This is a genomic window from Ewingella sp. C233, assembly GCF_055407225.1.
In genome coordinates this window covers 93,231-117,049 of the sequence record NZ_JBUZRI010000002.1, presented here as the reverse complement: position 1 = coordinate 117,049, position 23,819 = coordinate 93,231, and the positions used below count along the sequence as shown (strand labels likewise).

The 23,819-nt window shown below is 55.6% G+C and carries 18 protein-coding genes; 9 read left to right on the top strand and 9 right to left on the bottom strand.

Features of this window, described 5'->3' with window-relative positions; genetic code table 11:
* Positions 1–7: 7 nt before the first annotated feature.
* The 6 genes from folK to thpR form a co-directional block, all read right to left on the bottom strand.
* Positions 8–487, bottom strand: coding sequence for a 2-amino-4-hydroxy-6-hydroxymethyldihydropteridine diphosphokinase (gene folK, locus ACZRKO_RS12785; RefSeq protein ID WP_463737641.1), 480 nt, complete (start codon positions 485–487; stop codon positions 8–10).
* Entirely contained in the window at positions 484–1,809 is a 1,326-nt protein-coding gene (gene pcnB / locus ACZRKO_RS12780; RefSeq protein WP_463738093.1) for a polynucleotide adenylyltransferase PcnB, read from the bottom strand. Before pcnB ends, folK begins: the two co-directional genes overlap by 4 nt.
* Positions 1,810–2,287: 478 nt before the next feature.
* Positions 2,288–3,202, bottom strand: a complete 915-nt coding sequence (gene gluQRS, locus ACZRKO_RS12775; RefSeq protein ID WP_463737640.1) for a tRNA glutamyl-Q(34) synthetase GluQRS — start codon at positions 3,200–3,202, stop codon at positions 2,288–2,290.
* Positions 3,203–3,268: 66 nt separating this feature from the next.
* Positions 3,269–3,724 carry an RNA polymerase-binding protein DksA gene (dksA, locus tag ACZRKO_RS12770; RefSeq protein WP_463737639.1) on the bottom strand — a complete coding sequence of 152 codons (456 nt, stop codon included), beginning with the start codon at positions 3,722–3,724 and terminating at the stop codon, positions 3,269–3,271.
* A 247-nt stretch (positions 3,725–3,971) separates the two neighbouring features.
* The gene (sfsA, locus tag ACZRKO_RS12765; protein WP_463737638.1) at positions 3,972–4,691 is read right to left on the bottom strand and encodes a DNA/RNA nuclease SfsA; all 720 of its coding nucleotides are present in this window, start codon (positions 4,689–4,691) and stop codon (positions 3,972–3,974) included.
* A gap of 18 nt (positions 4,692–4,709) precedes the next feature.
* Positions 4,710–5,249: an RNA 2',3'-cyclic phosphodiesterase gene (thpR, locus tag ACZRKO_RS12760; protein ID WP_463737637.1), complete on the bottom strand. Its 540-nt coding sequence runs from the start codon at positions 5,247–5,249 to the stop codon at positions 4,710–4,712.
* Between the two features lie 77 nt (positions 5,250–5,326).
* On the opposite strand from thpR, the gene hrpB reads away from it, so the two are divergent.
* The 3 genes from hrpB (at position 5,327) to ACZRKO_RS12745 (ending at position 11,548) form a co-directional block, all read left to right on the top strand.
* A complete protein-coding gene (hrpB, locus tag ACZRKO_RS12755) occupies positions 5,327–7,768 on the top strand; it encodes an ATP-dependent helicase HrpB (protein WP_463737636.1) in 2,442 nt (813 codons plus the stop codon).
* Between the two features lie 239 nt (positions 7,769–8,007).
* Positions 8,008–10,560 (top strand): bifunctional glycosyl transferase/transpeptidase, encoded by a 2,553-nt coding sequence (mrcB, locus tag ACZRKO_RS12750; protein ID WP_463737635.1) that lies wholly within the window; start codon positions 8,008–8,010, stop codon positions 10,558–10,560.
* 175 nt (positions 10,561–10,735) lie between these two features.
* Positions 10,736–11,548, top strand: coding sequence for a DUF6694 family lipoprotein (locus tag ACZRKO_RS12745; RefSeq protein ID WP_463737634.1), 813 nt, complete (start codon positions 10,736–10,738; stop codon positions 11,546–11,548).
* A gap of 132 nt (positions 11,549–11,680) precedes the next feature.
* Here the strand turns inward: ACZRKO_RS12745 and ACZRKO_RS12740 are convergent, their stop codons facing one another.
* On the bottom strand, positions 11,681–13,222 hold the full coding sequence (locus ACZRKO_RS12740) for a peptide MFS transporter (protein ID WP_463737633.1): 1,542 nt from the start codon (positions 13,220–13,222) through the stop codon (positions 11,681–11,683).
* A gap of 552 nt (positions 13,223–13,774) precedes the next feature.
* Here ACZRKO_RS12740 and fhuA point away from each other — a divergent pair.
* From fhuA to fhuB, 4 genes are all read left to right on the top strand, one after another.
* Positions 13,775–15,988 carry a ferrichrome porin FhuA gene (gene fhuA, locus ACZRKO_RS12735; RefSeq protein WP_463737632.1) on the top strand — a complete coding sequence of 738 codons (2,214 nt, stop codon included), beginning with the start codon at positions 13,775–13,777 and terminating at the stop codon, positions 15,986–15,988.
* Between the two features lie 130 nt (positions 15,989–16,118).
* Positions 16,119–16,910: a Fe3+-hydroxamate ABC transporter ATP-binding protein FhuC gene (gene fhuC / locus ACZRKO_RS12730; RefSeq protein WP_463738092.1), complete on the top strand. Its 792-nt coding sequence runs from the start codon at positions 16,119–16,121 to the stop codon at positions 16,908–16,910.
* A 1-nt stretch (position 16,911) separates the two neighbouring features.
* Entirely contained in the window at positions 16,912–17,814 is a 903-nt protein-coding gene (gene fhuD, locus ACZRKO_RS12725) for a Fe(3+)-hydroxamate ABC transporter substrate-binding protein FhuD (protein ID WP_463737631.1), read from the top strand.
* A complete protein-coding gene (gene fhuB / locus ACZRKO_RS12720; protein ID WP_463737630.1) occupies positions 17,811–19,799 on the top strand; it encodes a Fe(3+)-hydroxamate ABC transporter permease FhuB in 1,989 nt (662 codons plus the stop codon). The genes fhuD and fhuB overlap by 4 nt, the downstream gene beginning before the upstream one ends.
* A 63-nt stretch (positions 19,800–19,862) precedes the next feature.
* Here fhuB and hemL read toward each other — a convergent pair whose 3' ends face one another.
* A complete protein-coding gene (gene hemL, locus ACZRKO_RS12715; RefSeq protein ID WP_463737629.1) occupies positions 19,863–21,143 on the bottom strand; it encodes a glutamate-1-semialdehyde 2,1-aminomutase in 1,281 nt (426 codons plus the stop codon).
* Positions 21,144–21,341: 198 nt separating this feature from the next.
* Between hemL and clcA the strand changes: the two genes are divergently transcribed.
* Positions 21,342–22,796 (top strand): H(+)/Cl(-) exchange transporter ClcA, encoded by a 1,455-nt coding sequence (gene clcA / locus ACZRKO_RS12710; protein WP_463738091.1) that lies wholly within the window; start codon positions 21,342–21,344, stop codon positions 22,794–22,796.
* 102 nt (positions 22,797–22,898) lie between these two features.
* Positions 22,899–23,258 (top strand): iron-sulfur cluster insertion protein ErpA, encoded by a 360-nt coding sequence (gene erpA, locus ACZRKO_RS12705; RefSeq protein ID WP_463738090.1) that lies wholly within the window; start codon positions 22,899–22,901, stop codon positions 23,256–23,258.
* Positions 23,259–23,322: 64 nt separating this feature from the next.
* Here the strand turns inward: erpA and ACZRKO_RS12700 are convergent, their stop codons facing one another.
* Positions 23,323–23,568, bottom strand: a complete 246-nt coding sequence (locus ACZRKO_RS12700; RefSeq protein WP_463737628.1) for a hypothetical protein — start codon at positions 23,566–23,568, stop codon at positions 23,323–23,325.
* Positions 23,569–23,819 lie beyond the last annotated feature (251 nt).

The following is a 23,819-nucleotide window of genomic DNA, read 5'->3' as shown; positions in this document are numbered from 1 at the left end:
GCGGGTATTACCAGCGTTCCAGACCATTGCGGGGGACGCGGGTCAGGATTTCCTGTAAGGATTCACCATCGGGAAAAACCAGTTCCGCAGCAATGTCCGCCAGCGGGTAAAGCATGAATCCGCGGTTCTTCATATCATAATGCGGCACAGTTAACCGTTCGGTGGCGATCACCTGATTGCCGTACAGCAGCATGTCTAAATCTAGCGTACGCGGCCCCCAGCGTTCAGCCTTACGTACTCGCCCCTGATTCTGTTCAATCGCCTGAGTGGCGTCGAGCAGCTCTTCTGGAGGTAACTGGGTATCGAGCGCGACCACGGCGTTGAGAAAATCAGGTTGGTTTTGCGGGCCAAGCGGTTTACTGCGGTAAAACGGGGAACAGACCACCAGTTTGGTGCGGGGCATGTGCGCCAGAGCTTCCAGCGCACAGTTAACCTGGTCTACAGGCTTAGCAAGATTACTGCCGAGCGCAATGTAGACCCGGATCATTCGCCGCTTTCCTTACGGGGGGCCCGTTTGCGCGGACGGCGCGTGCGGGTGCGGCGTGGCGCGACATCATCGCCCAGCGTACCCAGCATGTTTTTCTGCGACGCCGGTGTCGCTTCCTGGAACTCGCTCCACCATTCGGTGAGGCTTTGCAGTTCACGATGCTGTTCCACTTCTGCACGTAGCGCCAGTAAATCAAAGGCGGCGCGGAACTTAGGATGTTCCATCAGCTTGTGCGCACGTTTACCCTGACGGCGGGACAGACGCAGTTGCAGCGCCCAGATGTCACGCACCAGCGTGGTAATACGTTTCGGGATGGCCAGTGAGCGGCACTGCTCGTCGAGCACGTCGTTCATCGCCAGCGAGAACGCATCGTAATAGGTCAGACCGCCTTCCTGCGCGAGCTTTTGCGCATGTTCAATCACCGGATACCACAGCATGGCGGCGAACAGGAATGCCGGATTGACGCGCTGATCGTTTTGCAGACGGAAGTCAGTGTTTTTGAGCACCTGAATCAGAATGCGTTCCATCGGGCTGTCGCCCTGCTCGGTGAACTGGCTGGCAATCAGCGGGAACAGCGGCTGGAACAACTGGTATTCGCACAGTTTCAGGTAGGTCTGATGACCATAACCGGACTGCAATAATTTCAGCGACTCTTCAAACAGACGGGCGGGCGGGATCTCTTGTAACAGGGTCGCCAGACGCGGGATCGGCTCAGCCGTTTCCGGGCTGATTTTCATGTCCAGTTTTGCGGCGAAACGCACGGCGCGCAGCATACGCACCGGATCTTCGCGGTAGCGGGTTTCCGGGTCGCCAATCAGGCGGATAATGCCGTTCTCCAGATCACGCAGACCACCGGTGTAATCACGAACGGTGAAATCGGCAACGCCGTAGTACAGGCTGTTGATGGTGAAATCGCGGCGCTGGGCATCGTCTTCGATAGTGCCGAAAATGTTGTCGCGCAGCAGCATCCCGTTAACGGCCTGCTGGGAGGAGTTCTTGTCTTCAGGCTCTTCTTCCAGCTGTTCATGGTGACCACGGAAGGTCGCGACTTCAATGATTTCCGGCCCGAACATCACGTGTGCCAGGCGGAAACGACGACCGACCAGGCGGCAATTGCGGAACAGTTTGCGAACCTGATCCGGCGTGGCGTTGGTGGTGATATCAAAATCTTTGGGTTTCTTTTCCAGCAGCAAATCACGCACGCCGCCGCCGACCAGATAGGCTTCATAGCCAGACTTGTTGAGACGGTAGAGGACTTTCAGGGCGTTTTCGCTGATATCACGACGGGAAATATTGTGCTCGTCGCGCGGAATAATGGTGATGGCACGCGTCTCACCGGCGTAGTCAAATGACGCACGCGGTTTGGACGGATGCTCAGTGACATAGCGCTCAATAATGGGCTGACGTTCGCCACGTGGCGATTCGGTGGCCGGGCGGCGGTTCGCATTGTTACGCGGGCCGGTGCTCTGCGATGAGCCATTGTTGCGGCGGTCACCCCGATCACTGCGGTGAGCGTTTTCATCCCGGCGGCCACGGTTATCACGGCTGCCGCTGCGTTCGCGGCGTGGGGCTGGGGCCGTTTTCACGTTGCCTTCAGCCACGGGCGTTGTATCGCGACGGGTTTTATCTTCACGAAGAGGGGCCTGTTCAGGCACCGCGGATTCTTCACGAATGACTTTGTCTTCACGAACTAGCACCTTACGGCAAAAATTGGCTACTCGGGTAAAAATGGGACACCTCGATAGTGACTGATAAAAATGACGCGACGCAAAAACAGCGGCTAATCATAGCTCACACTGACTACTTTGAGAATGCCGAACTCAAATCTGCCGGAGCTTTCGCATCCTGGCGCGGCATCTGTGCTGGCGTCCAGTGTTTCGTCGCCCAGCGTAATAATAAATCTAATGGCAGATCCTGCCAGTTTTCTGGCACCGGTTGGCCTAAAAATTGTAACGCTTTCAACAAGACCGGACGGGGATCCCCTTCGGGTAAGGCGGGAGCATGATTCTGTTTGGAGAGTTTATCCCCGTTTGCATTTACCGCCAGCGGCAGATGCAAATAACCCGGCAGCGGGTAGCCTAAGTGCTGATAAAGCGATATTTGCCGCACGGTGGGCTCAATTAAATCCGCACCGCGGACAATATGGTTCACGCCCTGATAGTGATCATCCACCACTACCGCCAGATTATAAGCGAAAAGCCCGTCGCGGCGCCGCACGATAAAATCCTCTTCAGCAAGCGCGGCGGTGGCGTGAAGTTGTCCCTGAAAATCATCGTCAAACGCATAAACCGGGCGCGTCTGGCGCAAACGGATAGCGGCGTTTTCCGGCCCGAGGGCTAAATCACGGCAGTGCCCGTCGTAGCTGCCACCCAGTTGGGCGATGCGCTGACGGGTACAGGTGCAGTAATAGCTCAACCCCTGCTGGCGTAATATCTCCAGCGCGGCACGGTAAGCGTCATGACGTTTTGACTGCCAGACGATTTCGCCATCCCAGTGCAGCCCGAAACGGTCCAGCGTCGCCAGAATGCTGTCGGCAGAACCGGGGATCTCGCGTGGAGGATCAAGGTCATCAATGCGCACCAGCCAGCGGCCCTGCAGAGAACGGGCGTGCAGATAGCTGCCGAGGGCGGCAATCAGGGAACCAAAATGGAGAACGCCGGAGGGCGAGGGTGCAAAGCGGCCAACGTAGCGCAGCACAGAACGGGAATCAGACATAGGACAGGAACATCTTCTATAAAGGGAACGCGGTGCATGCATGACGCACCGCGTGGGACCCGAGACTTAACCAGCCATCTGCTTTTCGCGGATTTCAGCCAATGTCTTACAGTCAATGCACAAATCGGCGGTAGGACGTGCTTCGAGGCGGCGGATGCCGATCTCAACGCCACAGGAATCGCAGTAACCGAAATCCTCGTCTTCCACTTTTTTCAGTGTTTTTTCAATCTTTTTAATCAGCTTACGTTCGCGATCGCGGTTACGCAGTTCAAGGCTGAATTCTTCTTCCTGAGCGGCACGGTCTACCGGATCCGGGAAGTTTGCAGCTTCGTCCTGCATATGCGTAACGGTACGGTCAACTTCATCCCTGAGCTGATTGCGCCACGCTTCAAGAATCTTTTTGAAGTGGGTCAGCTGAGCGCTGTTCATGTACTCTTCGCCTGGCTTCTCTTGGTATGGTTCTACCCCAGCGATGGCGAGAATGCTCAAGGACGATGTCTTACGGGGTTGCCCTTCTTGCATGATGCTTCTCCTACATAAAACGCACTATACCCATCATCCTTTATGTTACTGCTGCGTTAGCCGCTTTGCGGTAATTCAAATGATGCTGAGTACTTCGATCCCCAAAAGGGGGAAAAAATCAGGCCGCTATAAATACCAGAAGGTAACGAGGTAAGCAATTATTCCTCGCAGGTACTTGACAGCACTGTGAGGAAAAGCGTATTCGCGTACCCTTTTGTATAGCCGCCGATGGCTGTTATAACAGGGGTTATCCGACAAACTGGCGGTTAGCCAGAGGTAAACTTTCTGCGAGGCGGACACCCTCTGCAGAAAGTTTGGCACCGTAACACATCACTTCGACACCGCTTTGTTGTACCTGCGTCAGCAATTCTGCGTAACGCGGATCAATATGGTGTGCGGGAGAGACGCTTTCAATGCCTGAATGCAATACAGCGAAAAAAAGTACGGCTCGCTGTCCCTGTTCCGCCATCGCTTGCAGCTCGCGTAAATGCTTCTGGCCACGCAGCGTGACTGCGTCGGGGAAGAAGCCGCATCCATGTTGCAGCAAGGTGACAGATTTCACTTCAATATAGCAGTCAGAACGATTATCCGCCTGTAACATAAGGTCAATACGGCTGTTTTCGGCGCCGTATTTAACCTCAGTGCTCAACTTACTGTAAGCGGATAATTCTGGAATGTTATCGGCTTCCAGCGCCTCCCGCACAACCTGGTTGGCCCGCAGCGTGTTCACGCAAATCCAGTCTCCCGCCTGCGTCTGGGTTATCTCCCAACTGTGGGCATACTTGCGTTTCGGGTTATCGGAAGTTGAATACCACACGGTATCGCCCGGCGTGGCGCAGCCAGTCATGGCGCCGGTATTGGCGCAGTGCAGCGTCAACTCCCGGCCCTCCGGTGTCACGACATCGGCCAAAAAACGTTTGTAACGTTTGATAAGGGTTGCAGATTGCAGCGGGGGATCGAAATGCATGACGGTTCCTGATTCCAATTAGGCAAGCGGTGCAGGCAGCGGCCAGCTTTGCAGCAGAGAGTAGCGCGTGCGGCCACGCTCATAAATTGACTGATAGAGCCCGAACGTTTTGGCGTCCAGCGTCCAGTTTGGCGTGGCGGGTGGAACCGCCACCGGACGCGTTGCCGCGCGGAATAATGAAATATGCGGATGAAACGGCAGGGTGTTTTGATAGCAGCCGTTACGCGCGGCGTGGGAACGCAGGACGTCGGCCAGTTGCAGCAATGCACGCGGTGCGCGGCGGGTGCCGAGCCAAACCACGCCCGCACCGGGCCAGTGTCCGGCGTCGTCTACCTGCAAACTAAAGCCTTTGGCCTCGATTCTCCCTGCGACGCTGCGCAAAGCGGCTTCTTTCTGCTCGCTCACTTCTCCCAGAAACGCCAGCGTCAGGTGCAGGTTGGCGGCGGCAATAGGGCGTCCGGTATCGGCAGGAAAGGTGTCGGCCCGCCACTGAATCACCTGTTTTTGTAATTCAGGCGGCAGTGACAGAGCAAAAAACAGTCGACGTTGAGCTGACATTTCGGGTTCCTGGCGGCATAAGCAGGCACAGATGCTACAATGCTGGCGCTTTAAATCAAATCATATGGGGTTTTTCATTGTCTTCTTCTTTGCCGGTGAGTGCCGTACTTGAACCGCTATTAGCCGCATTACGCAAAGCGCCGCAGGTGTTATTGCTGGCGCCGACCGGTGCAGGTAAATCGACCTGGTTGCCGTTGCAGTTGCTGCAACAGGCCTCTTTGCCCGGCAAAATCTTGCTGCTTGAGCCGCGCCGTCTGGCTGCGAAAAATGTGGCGTTCCGTCTGGCGCAGCAGTTGGGAGAAACGCCCGGCCAGACCGTCGGCTACCGGATGCGTGCGGAAAGCAAAACCAGCGCTGGCACAAGGCTCGAAGTGGTCACCGAAGGCATTCTGACCCGTATGGTGCAGGCTGATCCGGAACTTAGCGGCGTATCGCTGGTGATCCTCGATGAATTCCACGAGCGTAGCCTGCAGGCCGATCTGGCGCTGGCGCTGCTGCTTGATGTGCAAAATGCCCTGCGCGATGACCTCAAAATACTGATCATGTCGGCCACGCTCGACAATGTGCGCCTTGCACCGTTGTTGCCGGATGCACCGGTGATAATCTCCGAAGGCCGCAGTTTCCCCGTTGAACGCAATTATCTTTCGCTCGCCAGCCATGAACGGCTGGATGACGGCGTGGCGCGCGTGGTCAGCCGCCTGATGAGCGAACAAGACGGCTCGATGCTGCTGTTCCTGCCGGGCGTCGGGGAGATCACCCGTGTACAGAACCTGCTGGCGGGCAAAGTGGCGAATGATGTGGATCTCTGCCCGCTGTACGGTGCGCTGTCGCTGGAACAACAGCAGAAAGCTATTCAGCCCGCCGCCGCTGGCCGCCGTAAAATCGTGCTGGCGACCAACATTGCCGAAACCAGTCTGACCATCGAAGGTATCCGTCTGGTGGTGGACAGCGGTCTGGAACGCAGTGCGCAGTTTGATCCGCGCAGCGGACTGACCCGCCTTATCACCCAGCGCATCAGTCAGGCTTCGATGACCCAGCGTGCAGGCCGCGCCGGGCGTCTGGAGCCGGGGCTGTGCTGGCATCTGTTTGCCAAAGAGCAAGCGGAACGCGCCAGCGCGCAGGCTGAAGCGGAAATTTTACAAAGTGACCTCAGCAGTTTCTGGCTGGAGTTATTGCAGTGGGGTTGTCAGGATGCGGCACAACTTCCCTGGCTGGATGCACCACCCGCTCCGGCACTGGCGGCAGCTAAAGCGCTGCTGCATTCGCTAGGCGCGACGGACAAGCAGGGCAAACTGACTGCAGCGGGCCAGCGTATGGGTAAACTCGGCTGCGACCCGCGTCTGGCCGCGATGCTGATTGCCGCCGATGCACAGGGCGCTGATGCACTCGCCACTGCCGCACTGCTGGCCGCGATGCTCGAAGAGCCGCCACGCGGTGGCGTGCCGGATATCGACTACTGGCTCAGTCGCCCACAGGGAAACTGGCAGCGACGCGCCAGTCAGCTGGCGCAACGGGTTTCCGGCAAGAAAGGTCAGGCAGATGCTTCCCTCACGCCGTGGCTGCTGGCGTCCGCGTTCAGTGATCGCATCGCCCAGCGGCGTGGCACTGACGGGCGCTATCTGCTGGCCAATGGCCTTGGCGCTTCCCTGCCACAGGATGATGCCTTAACCCGCGCCGCCTGGCTGGTGGCACCGCAGCTGCTACAGGGGACTAACAGCCCGGATGCGCGTATTTTACTGGCAGTAACGCTGGACGCAACGCAACTGGCAGAGCGCCTGCCGCAGATTGTCAAAGAGCAAACCGCCGTCGAATGGGATGAAGAAAAGGGTACGCTGCGCGCATGGCGGCGCTGGCAGGTCGGGCGGCTGGTGCTCAAAGCCAATCCGCAGGCCAAGCCGGATGACGCCGAATTACAACAGGCGCTGATCGACTGGATCCGTAATCAGGGCTTGCAGGCGCTTACGTGGTCGGTTGCCGCTGAACAGCTGCGCTTACGGCTGACCTGCGCGGCGAAATGGCTGCCCGAAGCGGGCTGGCCCGCAATGGATGATGAAAGTCTGCTCGACGGGCTGGAGCAGTGGCTACTGCCTTCGCTTGGCGGCGTCCGCTCGCTGAAAGCGCTGCAACAGGTGGATCTGCTCGATGCACTTTCGCGCCTGCTGGACTGGAATCAGCGCCAGCGTCTGGACACCGCATTACCCACCCATTACATCGTTCCTACTGGCAGCCGTCTGCCAATCCGCTATCATGCTGACCAGCCGCCGGTCCTCTCCGTGAGGATGCAGGAGATGTTTGGCGAAGAGCGCAGCCCGATGTTGGCCGAAGGCCGCGTCCCGGTAGTGCTGGAGCTGCTCTCACCGGCGCAGCGCCCGTTACAGATCACCGCCGATTTAGCGGCGTTCTGGCAGGGGACTTATCGCGACGTGCAAAAAGAGATGAAAGGCCGTTATCCTAAGCACCCGTGGCCGGATAACCCCGCGATTGCATTACCCACGCGCCGTACGAAAAAATATCAGTGAGTGGCGAGGCTATTTTATTTGCCATTTTGAACTCGGGCAGTGCTCTGAATCATCACGTACTTCGTGTACGCTCCGGTTCATCCGCGCTGGCCGTCTCCAAACTGGCTGCAACAATAACGCCCCACAGCGTAGGTGCTGAAATCGTTTAATTTTTCAGACCTTTCTTCTGGTCAGCACACGAACCAAGGCAGAGAGTAGGCCGCAATTTATGAACACAGCAGGTTTTATGGAGAATTGTCATGTCTGACGATGATCGCGAGCCGATTGGCCGTAAAGGCAAACCCGCAGGGCGCAAGCCTTCGCGCTCCCGTCCCGTTCGCCATCGTCGGGATGACGATGATGAAGAATTTGATAACGACTACGAAGATGATCACGAAACGGATGATGACGAAGAAGAAGAACAAGCTAACCGCCGGGGGGCGCGCATGACGCGTAAAGCTGCACCGCGCAAAGCCGCGAAATCAGGCAAAAACGGCAAACCGCGCAGCAGAAAACGCTGGTGGTTCTGGCTGCTGTTCAAACTGTTTATTATTTTTGCCATTCTGATGGGGATTTACGGTTTCTACCTCAACACTGAGATCCGTGGCCGCATCGACGGCAAAGTCTGGCAGTTACCGGCGGCGGTCTATGGCCGTCAGGTGAACCTTGAGCCGGACATGCCGTACAGCAAAAAAGAGATGGTTAACCTGCTGGAAGGGACGCAATACCGTCAGGTCACGCGTATCACCCGTCCGGGCGAGTTTACCGTCGCGGCCAACAGCATCGATTTGCTGCGCCGCCCGTTTGATTTCCCTGAGGGCAAAGAAGGGCAGATCAACGCCCGGTTGATCTTCGCCAGTGACCATCTGGACGAGATTAAAAATCTGGATAACAACCGCGACTTCGGGCTGTTCCGCCTCGATCCGCGTTTGATCACCATGTTGCAGTCACCAAACGGCGAACAGCGCTTGTTCGTGCCGCGTGCCGGTTTCCCTGATTTGCTGGTGGACACGTTACTGGCAACCGAGGACCGTCATTTCTATGAGCACGACGGTATCAACTTCTGGGCGATTGGCCGTGCGGTATTGGCAAACCTAAGTGCCGGTCATGCGGTGCAGGGCGGCAGTACGCTGACGCAGCAACTGGTGAAAAATCTGTTCCTGACCAACGAACGCTCCCTTACCCGTAAAGCGCGCGAAGCCTATATGGCGATTCTGGTTGACGCGAATTACAGCAAAGACCGCATTCTGGAACTCTATCTGAATGAGGTGTATCTCGGCCAGAGCGGTTCAGATCAGATCCGCGGTTTCCCGCTGGCGAGCCTGTATTACTTCGGTCGCCCGGTGGATGAACTGAGCCTGGATCAGCAGGCGTTGCTAGTCGGTATGGTGAAAGGCGCATCGCTGTATAACCCGTGGCGTAACCCGAAGCTGGCGCTGGAACGCCGTAATTTAGTGCTGCGTTTACTGGTCAATCAGAAGGTTATCGATCAGGAACTGTATGACATGCTCAGCGCACGTCCACTCGGTGTTCAGCCGAAGGGCGGCGTGATTTCGCCACAGCCTGCCTTTATGCAGATGGTGCGTAACGAGCTACAGGCCAAACTCGGCGACAAAGTGCAGGACATGTCCGGCGTGAAAATCTTCACCACGCTGGATCCTATCTCGCAGGATTCCGCTGAAAAAGCCGTGGAAGAGGGCATTCCGCTGCTGCGTAAGAAAAGCGGCCTGAATGACATCGAAACGGCGATGGTGATTGTTGACCGCTACACCGGCGAAGTGCGGGCGATGGTTGGCGGAGCGGAAACGCAGTTCGCTGGCTTTAACCGTGCGATGCAGGCGCGTCGTCAGGTCGGTTCTCTGGCGAAACCGGCAACCTATCTGACCGCGCTGTCTCAGCCGGATAAATACCGCCTGAACACGATACTGGCTGACCAGCCGCTGACCATCAAACTGGCTAACGGCCAGACGTGGTCACCGAAAAACGATGACCATCAGTTCCGTGGTCAGGTATTGCTGGTCGATGCGCTGGCGCGTTCCATGAACGTGCCTACCGTGAACCTCGGTATGGCGGTCGGGCTGGATAACATCACCAAACAGCTGATTAACCTCGGCGTACCGAAAGAGTCGCTGAACCAGCTGCCGTCCATGCTGCTTGGGGCGATTGCCCTGACGCCGATGGAAGTGGCGCAGGAGTACCAGACGATTGCCAGCGGCGGCAACAAAGCGCCACTGTCGGCGGTGCGTTCAGTGATTGCCGAAGATGGCACGGTGCTCTATCAGAGCTTCCCGCAGGCGGTGCGCGTCATCCCTGCTCAGGCGTCGTACCTGACTATGTACGCTATGCAGCAGGTGGTGTCTGAAGGGACTTCGCGTGCGCTGGCGAACAAATTCCCGAACCTGCATCTGGCGGCGAAAACCGGGACCTCGAATGAACTGCGTGATAGCTGGTTCGCCGGTATCGATGGCAATCAGGTGGCGATCACCTGGGTAGGACGCGACAACAACGGTCCGTCTAAACTCTGGGGTTCGACCGGTGCGCTGGTGTTGTACAGCCGCTATCTGGAAAATGAGATGCCGCAACCGCTGAATCTGCAGGTGCCGGAAGGCATCAGCGTGATGAACATCGACGGCAGCGGAAACTTCGTCTGTAACGGCGGTGGTTCGCGCAGTATTCCGGTCTGGACTGACTCACCGGATAGCCTGTGTAAGGCATCGCAGGCGGCAGTACAGCAGCAACAACAGCAATCGCAACAGGAAGATGGCAAAGGTGTTGCTGGCTGGATTAAGGACATGTTCGGTTCCGGTCAGTAATTCCTGACTCAGACTGAGTAAAAAGAGAAGGGCGCGATATCATTCGCGCCCTTTTTGTGTCTGCCATTCATGGGTGATGAAAATGAGCATGTGACTGATTAAGTGTGGTTTTCGTTGCACCGAAATGACTGTCTGCTACCCTTTAAGCACTTGTTACCTTAAAGGGAAGATTGAAATGAAAAGGTTTTTTGGGGCGTTACTTATTACGTTGGTATTGGCTGGCTGTGGTGAACCAAAAATAGATGCTTCTACGGCAGACAAAATGAAGTCCTCCATTGCCAAGGTACGTGATGCTCTGCCAGAAGATAAGCGTGCGCAGTTTGATGATGCGTTGAAGGTTGCTGCATTTAGCCAATTGAGCATGAAAGAACTTATGCAGGCGGGAGATTCCGATGACCCTTCTGTATTACAGCATAAAATTGGTGATGCGCTGGAAGGTAAAACCGGAGAACAAGTGATCGCTTACGCGAAGACCGTAAAAGAAGAGAAAGCAAAAAAGGAAAGAGATCAGGGATTACAAGAGATTAAGTTGCTTGAGGCAAGGAAGGTGGCATTCAACGATAAGGCTGAAAAAATAATAGCCTTCGTCGCAACGGGTAATTACCATCTCGAAATCTCAAAAAATAAACCCGCTGAACCTGTGATCACGATGAATGTGGAAAATGGCACACCCCACGTGGTTTCGTTCGCCGGTTTTATCGCTACTATTCGTAGCCCAGGGCGTGAAGTTCCCTGGTTCAGTGAACTTTTTAGTTACGAAATTCCAGGTGGGATCGAGCCTGGTGAAAAAGCGCAATGGATTCTTAGACCTGGCGCAAACTCAAAATGGGCGAAGATCCGTTTCCCCAAAGACGCTTATCTTCAGTTTGTCCCAGTCGAGTTGAGGGATGAGAATAGTAAATCCATTTTTAGTAACGTTGTTTTCTTTCAAAAAGATAGCGATAGATTGGCGAAGCTGAAAGCCAAATATCAATCAGAGGAAAAGTAGAGTGATGGGGTGATCCAGTATCGTTTTGGTGATAACTATTCTTACTGGATTTACGCTCTTTTAATCACCCTCTGGGTCAAGCAGTCTGTCTGAAGGGCGCGATATCATTCGCGCCCTTTTATATTGAGATGATCAGCTGTTCGTGGTCGGATTCTGAGTACTGTTTTCCATCATGCGGCGGATCGGAATAATAAGCAGAGTCAGCACCGCAGCGCAGATCAGCAGCGCAATCGAGCAGCGTGCGAAGAGATTAGGCAGCATGTCCAACTGATCGGCTTTCACATGACCACCAATCAAACCGGCCGCCAGATTACCCAGCGCACTGGCACAGAACCACAGGCCCATCATCTGGCCGCGCATTCTTGCCGGTGCCAGCAGGGTCATTGTCGCCAAGCCGATTGGGCTAAGGCACAGCTCACCCAGCGTCAGCATCAGAATACTGCCCACCAGCCACCACGGGGAGACACCCGCGCCACCGTTGCTCAGTACGTTTTGCGCCGCCAGCATCATCAGGCCAAAGCCCGCCGCCGCAAACAGAATACCGATAACAAACTTAGTGATGCTGCTCAGATGGACTTTGTTACGTGCCAGGGCGGGCCATGCCCAGCTGAAGATCGGCGCCAGCAAAATAATAAACAGGGCGTTGACCGACTGGAACCACACCGCGGGGATCTCAAAGTCGCCGATCATGCGTTGGGTATAGTCGTTGGCAAACAGGTTGAATGAGGTCGGTTTCTGTTCGAAGGCCGACCAGAAGAAGGCGGCGGACACCAGCAGGATGAAACAGACCAGCAGGCGCGCACGCTCTTTGCGGCTCAGCCCGGCAAACACAAATAGGTAAATGAAGTACAGCGTTACCGAGGCGGCAATCACGTAAACCAGCATACTGGCGACGGCCAGCGGATTAATCACGATAATGCCCTGAGCAATCAGGGTGACGATCACCGCGACGCCGATGGCCAGTGCAATCAACCATGCGCCGACGCCATTTTTCTTCGCGACCGGGCTGTTCCAGGTGGAGTCCAGACCGACTTCGCGGTCATAGCGTTTCATCGCCGGTACGGCAAAGGCGCGGAAGATCACCAGCGCGACCAGCATACCGATACCGCCAATGCCGAAGCCCCAGTGCCAGCCGTGGGAACGGATCAACCAGCCTGAGATCAGCGGGGCGATAAACGAACCCATGTTGATGCCCATATAGAACAGCGAGAAACCCCCGTCACGGCGGTTGTCACCCTTCTTATACAGGGTTCCGACCATGACCGAAATACAGGTTTTGAACAGGCCGGAACCCAGCACGATAAACATCAGACCGATAAAGAACAGGTTGTCGCCCATAAAGGCGGACAGCGCGATCGACAGGTGACCGAGGGCGATCAGAAGTGAGCCGTACCAGACGGCTTTTTGCTGACCCAGCCAGTTATCTGCCAGCCAGCCGCCCGGCAGGGCTGCCAGATACATGCTGCCGGCGAAAATCCCGACAATCGCCGAGGCGTTTTCACGCGCTAATCCCATGCCGCCGTCGTAGACGGCTGCGGACATAAACAGGATCAGTAATGGGCGAATGCCGTAAAACGAAAACCGTTCCCACATTTCGGTAAAGAACAGAGATCTGAGTGGATAAGGATGGCCGAGAAAGGTCCGGCTTTCTTTTTTGCTAACAGAGGATTGCATAATTCTTCCCAATGTAATGCGCTGCATTTAATGCAACTTTTATTGTGTGATATATGTATATCTGTCTTGTCGGCGATTTTCCATTTCAGCCTTCATAATCCCTCTGTTTTCCTGGTCAATCTGAAGACGTCAGAGGACCGGTTCAACGAGGGGGAGGGGGCGTACTGTATTTTGTTTTCGCTGTATCCTCAACGTTGTTCTCTTATTCGCCTCCGGTTGTTAAATAATATTGCCAGCGCGGAGAGGCGGGTTTCTCTGTTTTTCTGCTGACTGTCGGGCATCAGTTACGGCGCAGCGCGACACTCTCTTTTTTCTTTTCATTTTTGTGTTTACGCAACATTCCTGACATTTGATCTTCAGGTTGTTCACAACCCGTTTCGAACATATATCCATCACATTTACCCCTGATTCACATGGGGTTATTTTTTATTCACTCACAGCTTATCGGGTCTAAATAGACTTGCGGAAGGCTATACGATGCGCATATTATGCGACGTTCATAATAATAATTATCGTTTACATTCCCATTCAAACATTTCCAGAGAATAACAAATGGCACTTCAGCGCTCTCTTTCACTGATTTCATCAAAGGGAACTTTTCAGCGTGGCACACTGGCGTTAACTATCGCCGCTGCACTGGGTTCTTATGCTTTTCAGGCTAATGCCGCCACCACGGCAAAAGACGACACCATTGTAGTCACCGGTACAACGTCTGCTGACGTAGCACCGGAATCTGCCTGGGGGCCGGCACCGACTATCGCCGCCAAGCACAGTGCCACCGGCACCAAAACCGACACGCCTATCGTTAAGACGCCACAGTCTATTTCGGTGGTGACGCGTGAAGAGATGGACATGAAACAGCCGTCCACGGTGAAAGAAGCACTGGGTTATACGACAGGCGTGTACGCCAGCCGCGGCAGTTCTTCAACTTATGATGCTGTGGCTATTCGTGGTTTCACCTCGGTGAACACCAACCAGTATCTCGACGGTATCAAGTTGCAGGGTGACAACTACTCTGAAGTGTCGATGGATCCGTACTTCCTCGAACGTGTCGAAGTGTTGCGCGGCCCCTCTTCGGTCCTTTACGGTAAGAGCAATCCAGGTGGCGTGGTATCGATGGTCAGCAAGCGTCCGACCACTGAACCATTGAAAGAAGTGCAGTTCAAGATGGGGACGGACAACCTCTATCAGACTGGTTTTGATTTCAGCGATGCCATTGATGATGCGGGCGTTTACTCATACCGACTGACCGGCGTGGCGCACAGTCAGGACACTCAGCAGCAGATGACAAAAGAGCAAACCTATGCAATCGCTCCTTCGTTTAGCTGGCGCCCTGATGACAAAACTGATTTTACTTTCCTGAGCAACTTCCAGAACCAACCTGATGTTGGTTTTTATGGATGGTTACCGCGCGAAGGTACCGTTGTGCCTTATTACGATGCTAATGGTAATGCTCACAAGTTGCCTACCGACTTTAATGAAGGCGAGCAATCCAACAAGATGTCGCGTAACCAGAAAATGGTGGGCTACAGCTTCACACATGCATTGGACGATACCTGGACTTTTCGTCAGAACCTGCGTTACACCAAGCTAAACACCGATTATAAAAGTGTTTATGGCAACGGTTATATTGCTCCCGGCCAGATAAGCCGTGGATATGTGCAGTCGAAAGAGAAACTCAACAACTTTGACGTCGATACGCAGGCACAGGCAAAATTCGCCACTGCTCAGGTGGATCACACTCTGCTGATGGGTGTCGATTACATGCGTATGCGTAATGACATTGATGCTCATTATGGATCTGCCAATCCGCTGAACATGAATGCGCCGCAGTATGGAAATCCGGGCGTTACTTTATATGACGCCCCCTATCAGATTGTTGACCGTCAGGAACAAACAGGCCTGTACGCGCAAGATCAGGCGGAGTGGAATCAGTGGATCCTGACTCTCGGCGGTCGTTATGACTTTGCTAAAAACTCAACGCTAAGTCGCAGTACAGGCTCTACGGCTGAAATTAACGATGAGCAATTCACCTGGCGTGGTGGTTTGAACTATCTGTTTGATAACGGTATTTCACCATATTTCAGTTACAGCGAATCCTTTGAACCGAACTCGGGTGCGACCAAACAGGGTCAGCCGTTCGATCCTTCAATGGGTAAGCAGTACGAAGCGGGTGTGAAGTATATTCCGAACGATCGACCGATTAGCCTCACCGCTGCGGTCTATCAACTGACTAAAAACAATAACCTGACGGCGGATCCGACTGACAGCTTGTACAGCGTTCAGTCGGGTGAAATCCGTTCGCGTGGTGTTGAGCTGGAAGCCAAGGCCGCAGTTAACGCCAATATCAACGTGACGGCGTCTTACACCTATACCAATGCGGTATACACGCAAGATACCAACTATCAGGGCAAACGCCCGACCGAAGTGCCGCGCAATATGGCGTCCCTGTGGGCGGATTACACCTTCCACGAAACGGCACTTAGCGGCCTGACCGTGGGTTCCGGTGTGCGTTATGTCGGTGATAGCTCAAGCTTCTACACCACCGGTGACAAGAACAACGAGACCTTCGACGTCGCGGCGTACACGCTGGTTGATGCCACCGTGAAGTATGATCTGGGCCGCTTCGGCATGCCGGGCTCTTCAGTCGGGGTGAACATCAACAATCTGCTGGACCGCGAGTATGTTGCCAGCTGCTACCGCGATTATGCCTGTTACTGGGGCTCCGATCGCCAGGTTGTCGCCACCGCGACTTTCCGTTTCTGATAGTCTGAAGTGACAGCAGGAAAGTGGGCACGAAATATCGTGCCCTTTTCCGTTTCTTTACCCAAGGTAAAGAACCTCTAACCGGATGTCTGAGAATCTTATGTCAAACAACGCTATGCCAGAGTCGTCCATGTATCGCCATCCGCAGGACAGCACCTTCAGTTTGCAGCAGGTGAGTTTTGCTGTGCCGGGACGCACGCTGCTGGCACCGCTTTCACTGACCTTTCCGAAAGGCAAAGTCTGTGGCCTGATTGGTCATAACGGTTCCGGCAAATCGACGTTACTGAAAATGCTGGGCCGCCATCAGCCTGCGTCGTCAGGGCAGATTCTGCTCAACGACACCCCGCTGACGCAGTGGGACAGCAAGGCGTTTGCGCGTCAGGTGGCCTATCTACCCCAGCAATTGCCCGCCGCCGAAGGGATGACGGTTCAGGAGCTGGTGGCGATAGGTCGTTACCCGTGGCACGGCGCGCTGGGGCGTTTCAAGCATCAGGATAGAGAAAAAGTGGAAGAGGCGATCGCGCTGGTGGGGCTGAAGCCTTTCGCGCATCGTCTGGTCGACAGCCTCTCTGGCGGCGAGCGCCAGCGTGCATGGCTGGCGATGATGGTGGCGCAGGACAGCCGCTGTCTGCTGCTCGACGAACCGACCTCCGCGCTGGACATCGCCCATCAGGTGGATGTGCTGGCGTTGATCCATCGCCTCAGCCAGGATAAAGGGCTGACGGTGATTGCCGTGCTGCATGACCTGAATATGGCAGCCCGCTATTGCGACTATCTGATGGCGCTGCGCGGCGGCGAGATGATTGCCCAGGGCACCCCGCAGGAGATGATGCGCGGTGACGTTCTGGAGCAGGTTTACGGTATCCCGATGGGGATCCTTCCGCATCCGGCCGGTGGTGCGCCGGTGAGCTTTGTGTACTGATATGTCTGAGATTTTCCTGAATCCCGGTTTAACGCGTCGTCGTCTGTTGCAGGCACTGGCGCTCTCTCCATTACTGGCTTCACTGCCTTCATTCGCGGCCTCCCGTCCCGATCTGCAAAAAATTATTGCCCTCGAATGGTTGCCTGCCGAATTACTGATCGCGTTGGGCGTAATGCCGTTGGGGGTGGCGGATATCCACAATTATAATTTGTGGGTGGATGAACCGAAACTTCCCGCCAGCGTCATTGACGTGGGCCAGAGAATGGAACCGAACATGGAGCTGCTGCAACAGCTTCAACCCTCGCTGTTGCTGGTGTCTGAAGGTTACGGCCCGAAAGTCAGCCAGCTGGCGCCGATTGCGCCGGTGTTGGGCATGACGGCAAATGATGGCAGCGCAGAGCCGCTGAAACGGGCCATCAGTTCGCTGTATAAACTGGCCGATTACCTCGGTTTGCAGGAACGCGCCGCACAGCATGTGCAGGCTTATCATGACCTGCTGAACCAGACCCGTCAGAATCTGCAACCCGTGGCGCAGCAACCGATTTTACTGTTCTCTTTACTCGATACCCGCCACGCGCTGGTGTTCGGCAAAGGCAGTTTGTTTCAGGAAGTGATGAAGGACCTCGGGCTGACCAATGCCTGGCAGGGCGAAGACAGTTTTTGGGGCAGCGTGACCGTTGGCATTGAACGGTTAGCGTCGATAAAAAACGCCCGCGCACTCTGTTTCAGCCACGGCGATGCCGACATTTTTGCCAAAGTATCGCGCACGCCACTGTGGCAGGCGCTGCCCTTCGTGCGTGAAAAACAACTTAGCGTGGTGCCAGCCGTATGGTTCTACGGTTCCACTTTTAGTGCGATGCGTTTTTGCCGCATTCTTAATCAACAGCTGGGGAGCGCGCAATGAACCGTCGCGCACTGAGCCAGACCTTTATTCTGTTAACCCTGCTGACACTGGTCAGTGCGGTGCTCACCCTTTATAACCTACGTCAGCAACTGCCTTATGGCTTGTGGCGGGAAGCGTTGTGGCAACCCAATATGGATGACGTTAACCAGATGCTGTTCCATTACAGTCAGCTTCCGCGCGTGGCCGTTGCGCTGCTGGCCGGTGCCGGACTGGGACTGGTAGGGCTGTTGTTTCAGCAGGTATTGCGTAATCCCCTGGCGGAACCGGCCACGCTCGGCGTCTCAGCCGGGGCGCAGCTCGGTCTGACCGTCGCCACGCTGTGGGCGCTGCCGGGCGGAGACATCACCCAGCAGTTTGCGGCCATGGCGGGCGCGGTGGTGATTGGACTGCTGGTGTTTGGCATCGCCTGGGGCAAACGCATGTCACCGGTGACGCTGATCCTCGCCGGGCTGGTGCTCGGGCTCTATTGTGCTGCTGTGAACAGCCTGTTCGGTCTGTTCAATTATCAGAGTCTGCAAAGCCTGTATATGTGGAGCACCGGTTCGCTTAATCAGCAGGACTGGAGCATCGCGAATTTCCTGCTTCCCCGGCTGATTATCGTCTGGTTGCTGGCGTTTCTGCTGCAACGTCCGATGACCCTTCTGGGGCTGGACGACGGCGTGGCGAAAAACGTAGGGCTGGGGCTGAACGCGGCGCGGCTGACCGTGCTGACGATCGCCATTTTGATGAGTGCGCAACTGGTGAATGCCGTCGGTATCATCGGATTCATCGGCCTGTTTGCACCGCTGCTGGCGAAAATGCTGGGTGCGCGCCGCCTGCCGTCGCGGCTGATTCTGGCGCCGCTGATTGGTGCACTGTTGCTATGGCTGACGGATCAGATCATGCAGTATCTGACGCAGGTATGGATGGAGATCTCTACGGGTGCCGCCACGGCGCTGGTCGGTGCGCCGCTGCTGTTGTGGCTGCTGCCGCGTCTGCGTAACAGTATGGCACCGCCGCCGATGAATCAGGGCGATAACGTGCCCAATGAACGTCATCATCTGGTCCGCTGGGTTTCACTGGCACTGCTGCTGTTGCTGGCGGGCATCGCCGTGGCGCTGATGGCGGGGCGTGATTCGCACGGCTGGAACTGGTCAACGGGCGCGCAGCTGGACGCACTGTTGCCATGGCGAATGCCCCGAATGCTGGCTGCGCTGGCGGCGGGTGTGATGCTGGCGTCATCGGGGGTACTGATTCAAAAGCTGACCGGTAACGCGATGGCGAGCCCCGAGGTGCTGGGGATCAGCTCCGGCGCAGCCTTCGGCGTGGTACTGATGCTGTTTATTGTACCGGGCGACGCTTTTGTCTGGCTGCTGCCCGCAGGCAGCGCCGGTGCCGCCGCCACGCTGCTGGTGATCATGGTCTCTTCCGGACTGCGACGTTTCTCTGCAGAGCGAATGCTGCTGGCCGGTATCGCGTTAAGTACGGCGTTCAGTACGTTGGTGTCGCTGCTGCTGGCCAGCGGCGATCCCCGCATGGGAGGGCTGTTGACCTGGCTTTCTGGTTCGACCTATTCGGTGACGATGGATCAGGCCTGGCGCACGGCGGCCATCGCCGTCGTGCTGCTGGTGTTGGTGCCGTTGTGTCGGCGGTGGGTTAGCATTCTGCCGCTTGGCAGTGTGACGGCGAAATCTGTCGGCATGGCGTTAACGCCGAGCCGTATGGCGATCCTGCTGCTGGCTGCCGTCATGACCGCTGCTGCAACCCTGACTATCGGGCCGTTGAGCTTTGTTGGCCTGATGGCACCGCATATGGCGCGGATGCTCGGTTTCCGCCGGGCGATGCCGCAGTGGATGGTCGCCAGTATGTTGGGTGGGCTGCTGATGGTCTTTGCCGACTGGTGCGGGCGTATGGTGATCTTCCCGGATCAAATTCCGGCAGGGCTGCTTGCGACCTTTATCGGCGCACCGTACTTTGTTTATCTGCTGAGAAAGCAGGGCAGGTAGTGCCTATCTGACCATGCAAAAAGGGGCCAAATGGCCCCCTTTATTTTAAACGCTGTGGTTAACTCAAAGCTTCGCGAAGCAACGACGCGCGGCGTCGATGGTGCGCTGGATATCTTCCTGCGTGTGGGCCAGCGACATGAAACCGGCTTCGAACGCGGACGGTGCCAGATACACACCCTCTTCGAGCATCAGGTGGAAGAACTTTTTGAAGCGTTCGACGTTGCACTGCATCACGTCCTGATAGCAGGTGACGGTTTCGGCGTCGGTGAAGAACAGGCCAAACATGCCGCCAACGTGGTTAACGACAAACGGAATATTCTCTTTTTGCGCTGCGTGAACCAAACCTTCCGCCAGACGGGTAGTGAGTTCAGTCAGGGTCTGATGCACACCGGGCTGCGCCACCTGTGTCAGGCATGCAATACCCGCCGCCATCGCAATCGGGTTGCCGGACAGCGTACCCGCCTGATACACCGGACCGGTCGGTGCCAGCGCTTCCATCACTTCTCTGCGTCCGCCAAAAGCACCCACCGGCATACCGCCGCCGATGATTTTGCCTAAACAGGTGAGGTCCGGCAGTACATCGTAATACTCCTGGGCGCCACCCAGTGCGACGCGAAAGCCGGTCATCACTTCGTCGATGATCAGCAGCGCGCCGAATTCGTCACACAGCGCGCGCAGGCCCGGCAGGAATTCAGGTAATGGCGGCACACAGTTCATGTTACCCGCCACCGGCTCAACGATAATGCAGGCAATATCCTCAGGGAATTGCTCGAACGCCGCGCGAACCGAATCCAGATCGTTATAGGTGCACGTCAGGGTGTGTTTGGCGAAATCAGCCGGAACGCCCGGTGAGTTTGGCTGACCGAGGGTCAGCGCACCTGAACCGGCTTTCACCAGCAGGCAGTCGGCGTGGCCGTGGTAGCAGCCTTCGAACTTGATGATTTTGTCGCGATGCGTGAAGCCACGGGCCAGACGAATGGCGCTCATAGTGGCTTCGGTACCGGAGTTCACCATGCGTACCATATCCATGCTTGGCACAAGATCGGTGACCAGTTCGGCCATTTTGACTTCCATTTCGGTCGGCGCGCCAAAGCTCAGGCCACGCTGGGCCGCTTCGATCACCGCGTTGCGGATCTCCGGGTTGTTATGGCCCAGTACCATCGGGCCCCATGAGCCTACATAATCGATATAGGCTTTGCCGTCGGCATCAAACAAGAAAGCGCCATCGGCACGTTCAATGAATAAAGGGATGCCGCCCACGCCGGAGAATGCGCGTACCGGCGAATTCACTCCGCCTGGGATCAGCGCTTGCGCCTGTGAAAACAGACTTTCTGACTTACTCATATACGGCTCCTGGATTGTGCTGCTCACAGCAGGTCATTGTGCGAACAAAGAAACGAACGATCCCTCTATTCTAAAGAAGTGAGCGGCGTTATGAAATCGTTACGCATGATCGGCGGGTCATTACGCTTTCCGGATCGCCGATTTGTATGATTAAATTGCCACTTCTTCCCGATACTCTCTATTTCTGATAAGCCAATGATGAGCGAACAACAGACCGAACCTGTAACGATGCGCGGGCCACATAAACGTAGCGAAATTTTGCGTCAGTTCCTGCGGCGCGATAAAACCCCGGTGGCGATTCTCATCGTCGCGGCTATCGTCGGCACCGTGGCGGGCCTGCTTGGCGTGGCCTTTGAGAAAGCCGTCGACTGGGTTCAGCACATGCGTCTGTCCGGTTTGGGTTTTTTCAGCGATTACTGGATCCTGCTGTGGCCGCTGACTTTTGTGGTGTCGGCGCTGCTGGCAATGTTTGGCTACTATCTGGTCCACCGCTTTGCCCCCGAAGCCAGCGGATCGGGTATCCCTGAAATTGAGGGCGCGCTGGAGGAGTTACGCCCGGTGCGCTGGTGGCGGGTGATCCCGGTTAAATTCTTCGGCGGCATGGGCACGCTGGGCGCAGGCATGGTGCTGGGCCGCGAAGGGCCGACCGTGCAGATGGGCGCTAACATCGGCAAAATGATGGTGGATATTTTCCGTCTGCGCAGCGCCGAGGCGCGCCATTCATTACTGGCGACCGGCGCGGCTGCCGGCCTTTCTGCGGCGTTCAATGCGCCGCTGGCCGGAATTTTGTTTATCATCGAAGAGATGCGTCTGCAGTTTCGCTACAGCCTCATTTCAATTAAAGCGGTGTTTATCGGCGTGATTATGTCGAGCATCGTATTCCGTATTTTCAACGGCGAAGGGGCGGTGATTGAAGTCGGCAAACTGGCTAGCGCACCGCTCAATACGCTGTGGCTCTATCTGGTTTTAGGCATGGTATTTGGCATGGTCGGTGTCGGGTTCAATGCGCTGATTTTCCGCACGCAAGATATGTTCGCCCGCCTCCATGGTGGTAATTTACGCAAAGTGCTGATCGTCGGCGGGCTGCTCGGTGGTATGTGCGGCATTCTGGGGCTCATTCATCAGGAAGCGACGGGGGGCGGTTTCGCGCTGATCCCGCTGGCGGCGGCCGGAAAATACACCCTCGGCATGTTGCTGTTTATCTTTGTCGTGCGCGTGATCACCACGCTGCTCTGTTTTGCCTCTGGCGCACCGGGCGGGATTTTCGCCCCGATGCTGGCGCTGGGGACATTACTCGGCACGGCCTTTGGCAGCGCCAGTCTGGCGATGTTCCCGCAGTACGGCATTGAACCGGCTACTTTTGCCATTGCCGGCATGGGCGCGCTGTTTGCTGCCAGCGTGCGTGCGCCTCTCACGGGTATCGTACTGGTGCTGGAGATGACGGATAACTATCAGCTGATTTTGCCGATGATTATTACCTGCCTTGGCGCTACGCTGCTGGCACAGTTTCTCGGCGGAAAACCTTTATATTCCGCGATTTTGACGCGCACGCTGCAACGGCAGGAGCGCGAAAGTGCGGCTAAAGCCTCTGAGGAGTCCGCAGGCGAGAGCATAAATAGGCAGGACGGCGACGGCAAAACCGCTCATAATTGAAGTATTGGTTTAGGTACTACATAATCAGTTCATTATTCAGACAGTCAATCCGGCGGCCTGAACAGAAAACGGATTGGGAGTGAAAAGATGAGTGAAGCAACAATGAGTGATCCGACTGAAGTAGAAACCAGCGCACTGCCGCTGCAATTTACCGACGCGGCTGCCCGCAAAGTAAAAGTCCTTATCTCCGATGAAGAGAACCCGGACATGAAACTGCGCGTTTACATTACCGGCGGCGGTTGCAGTGGCTTCCAGTATGGCTTCACCTTCGATGACAAGGTCAACGACGGCGACATGACCATTGAAAAATCCGGCGTTGCTCTGGTGGTTGACCCGATGAGCCTGCAATATCTGGTAGGCGGTTCGGTGGATTACACCGAAGGTCTGGAAGGTTCGCGCTTTATCGTGACTAACCCGAATGCAAAAACCACCTGTGGTTGTGGTTCGTCATTTAGCATCTAAATGGCACAAGCACAAAAAAGCCCGTCTGCCATTTGAATGGCACACGGGCTTTTCTTTTTGACGGTTACCACTCTACCGTAACTAATTTACTTCCCACTGATACGCCCGGAACATCTGCCAGCGGGCTTTCGCTGATATGCGGCTGGCTGAAGCTTTGCTGCGCGCAACTGACAGAAGGTTGGTTGCCGTTCACGCTGACTGCGCAGGTCGGCATGATGGTCAGACTGATGTCGATTTCTCCACTGCTCGTTCCTGCAAAAGCAGAGAGCGGACTCAGGGCAATAAGCGCACTGAGTAAAAGGTGTTTCATAAATTGTTTCCTGGTGTCGTCAGGTAATGCAAAAAAAGCTAAGAATTAAAAACAGTTATCGGATCCTCACCACGGCTTCTTTAGTAAATTTGCATAAATGCAAACTTTCGGCCTGAAGTGGTTTCATTCTGTTCAGAGGCTCATAAAGGCTTCTGTTATCAGCGTACTCTTTGAATTACCAGAAAATAATCACATCACCAAAATAGATTATCTGATGTAATTTCAGGACGGGATAATAACAGAAGTTGGAA

What these genes read in the sequence shown, in the direction of transcription:
- ACZRKO_RS12745 (WP_463737634.1), top strand. Translation starts at nt 10,736, where the DNA reads ATGAAAAGGTTTTTTGGGGCGTTACTTATTACGTTGGTATTGGCTGGC.
- fhuC (WP_463738092.1), top strand. Translation starts at nt 16,119, where the DNA reads ATGTATCGCCATCCGCAGGACAGCACCTTCAGTTTGCAGCAGGTGAGT.
- sfsA (WP_463737638.1), bottom strand. Translation starts at nt 4,691, where the DNA reads ATGCATTTCGATCCCCCGCTGCAATCTGCAACCCTTATCAAACGTTAC.
- fhuD (WP_463737631.1), top strand. Translation starts at nt 16,912, where the DNA reads ATGTCTGAGATTTTCCTGAATCCCGGTTTAACGCGTCGTCGTCTGTTG.
- clcA (WP_463738091.1), top strand. Translation starts at nt 21,342, where the DNA reads ATGAGCGAACAACAGACCGAACCTGTAACGATGCGCGGGCCACATAAA.
- hemL (WP_463737629.1), bottom strand. Translation starts at nt 21,143, where the DNA reads ATGAGTAAGTCAGAAAGTCTGTTTTCACAGGCGCAAGCGCTGATCCCA.
- fhuA (WP_463737632.1), top strand. Translation starts at nt 13,775, where the DNA reads ATGGCACTTCAGCGCTCTCTTTCACTGATTTCATCAAAGGGAACTTTT.
- erpA (WP_463738090.1), top strand. Translation starts at nt 22,899, where the DNA reads ATGAGTGATCCGACTGAAGTAGAAACCAGCGCACTGCCGCTGCAATTT.
- fhuB (WP_463737630.1), top strand. Translation starts at nt 17,811, where the DNA reads ATGAACCGTCGCGCACTGAGCCAGACCTTTATTCTGTTAACCCTGCTG.
- gluQRS (WP_463737640.1), bottom strand. Translation starts at nt 3,202, where the DNA reads ATGTCTGATTCCCGTTCTGTGCTGCGCTACGTTGGCCGCTTTGCACCC.
- ACZRKO_RS12700 (WP_463737628.1), bottom strand. Translation starts at nt 23,568, where the DNA reads ATGAAACACCTTTTACTCAGTGCGCTTATTGCCCTGAGTCCGCTCTCT.
- ACZRKO_RS12740 (WP_463737633.1), bottom strand. Translation starts at nt 13,222, where the DNA reads ATGCAATCCTCTGTTAGCAAAAAAGAAAGCCGGACCTTTCTCGGCCAT.
- folK (WP_463737641.1), bottom strand. Translation starts at nt 487, where the DNA reads ATGATCCGGGTCTACATTGCGCTCGGCAGTAATCTTGCTAAGCCTGTA.
- mrcB (WP_463737635.1), top strand. Translation starts at nt 8,008, where the DNA reads ATGTCTGACGATGATCGCGAGCCGATTGGCCGTAAAGGCAAACCCGCA.
- dksA (WP_463737639.1), bottom strand. Translation starts at nt 3,724, where the DNA reads ATGCAAGAAGGGCAACCCCGTAAGACATCGTCCTTGAGCATTCTCGCC.
- thpR (WP_463737637.1), bottom strand. Translation starts at nt 5,249, where the DNA reads ATGTCAGCTCAACGTCGACTGTTTTTTGCTCTGTCACTGCCGCCTGAA.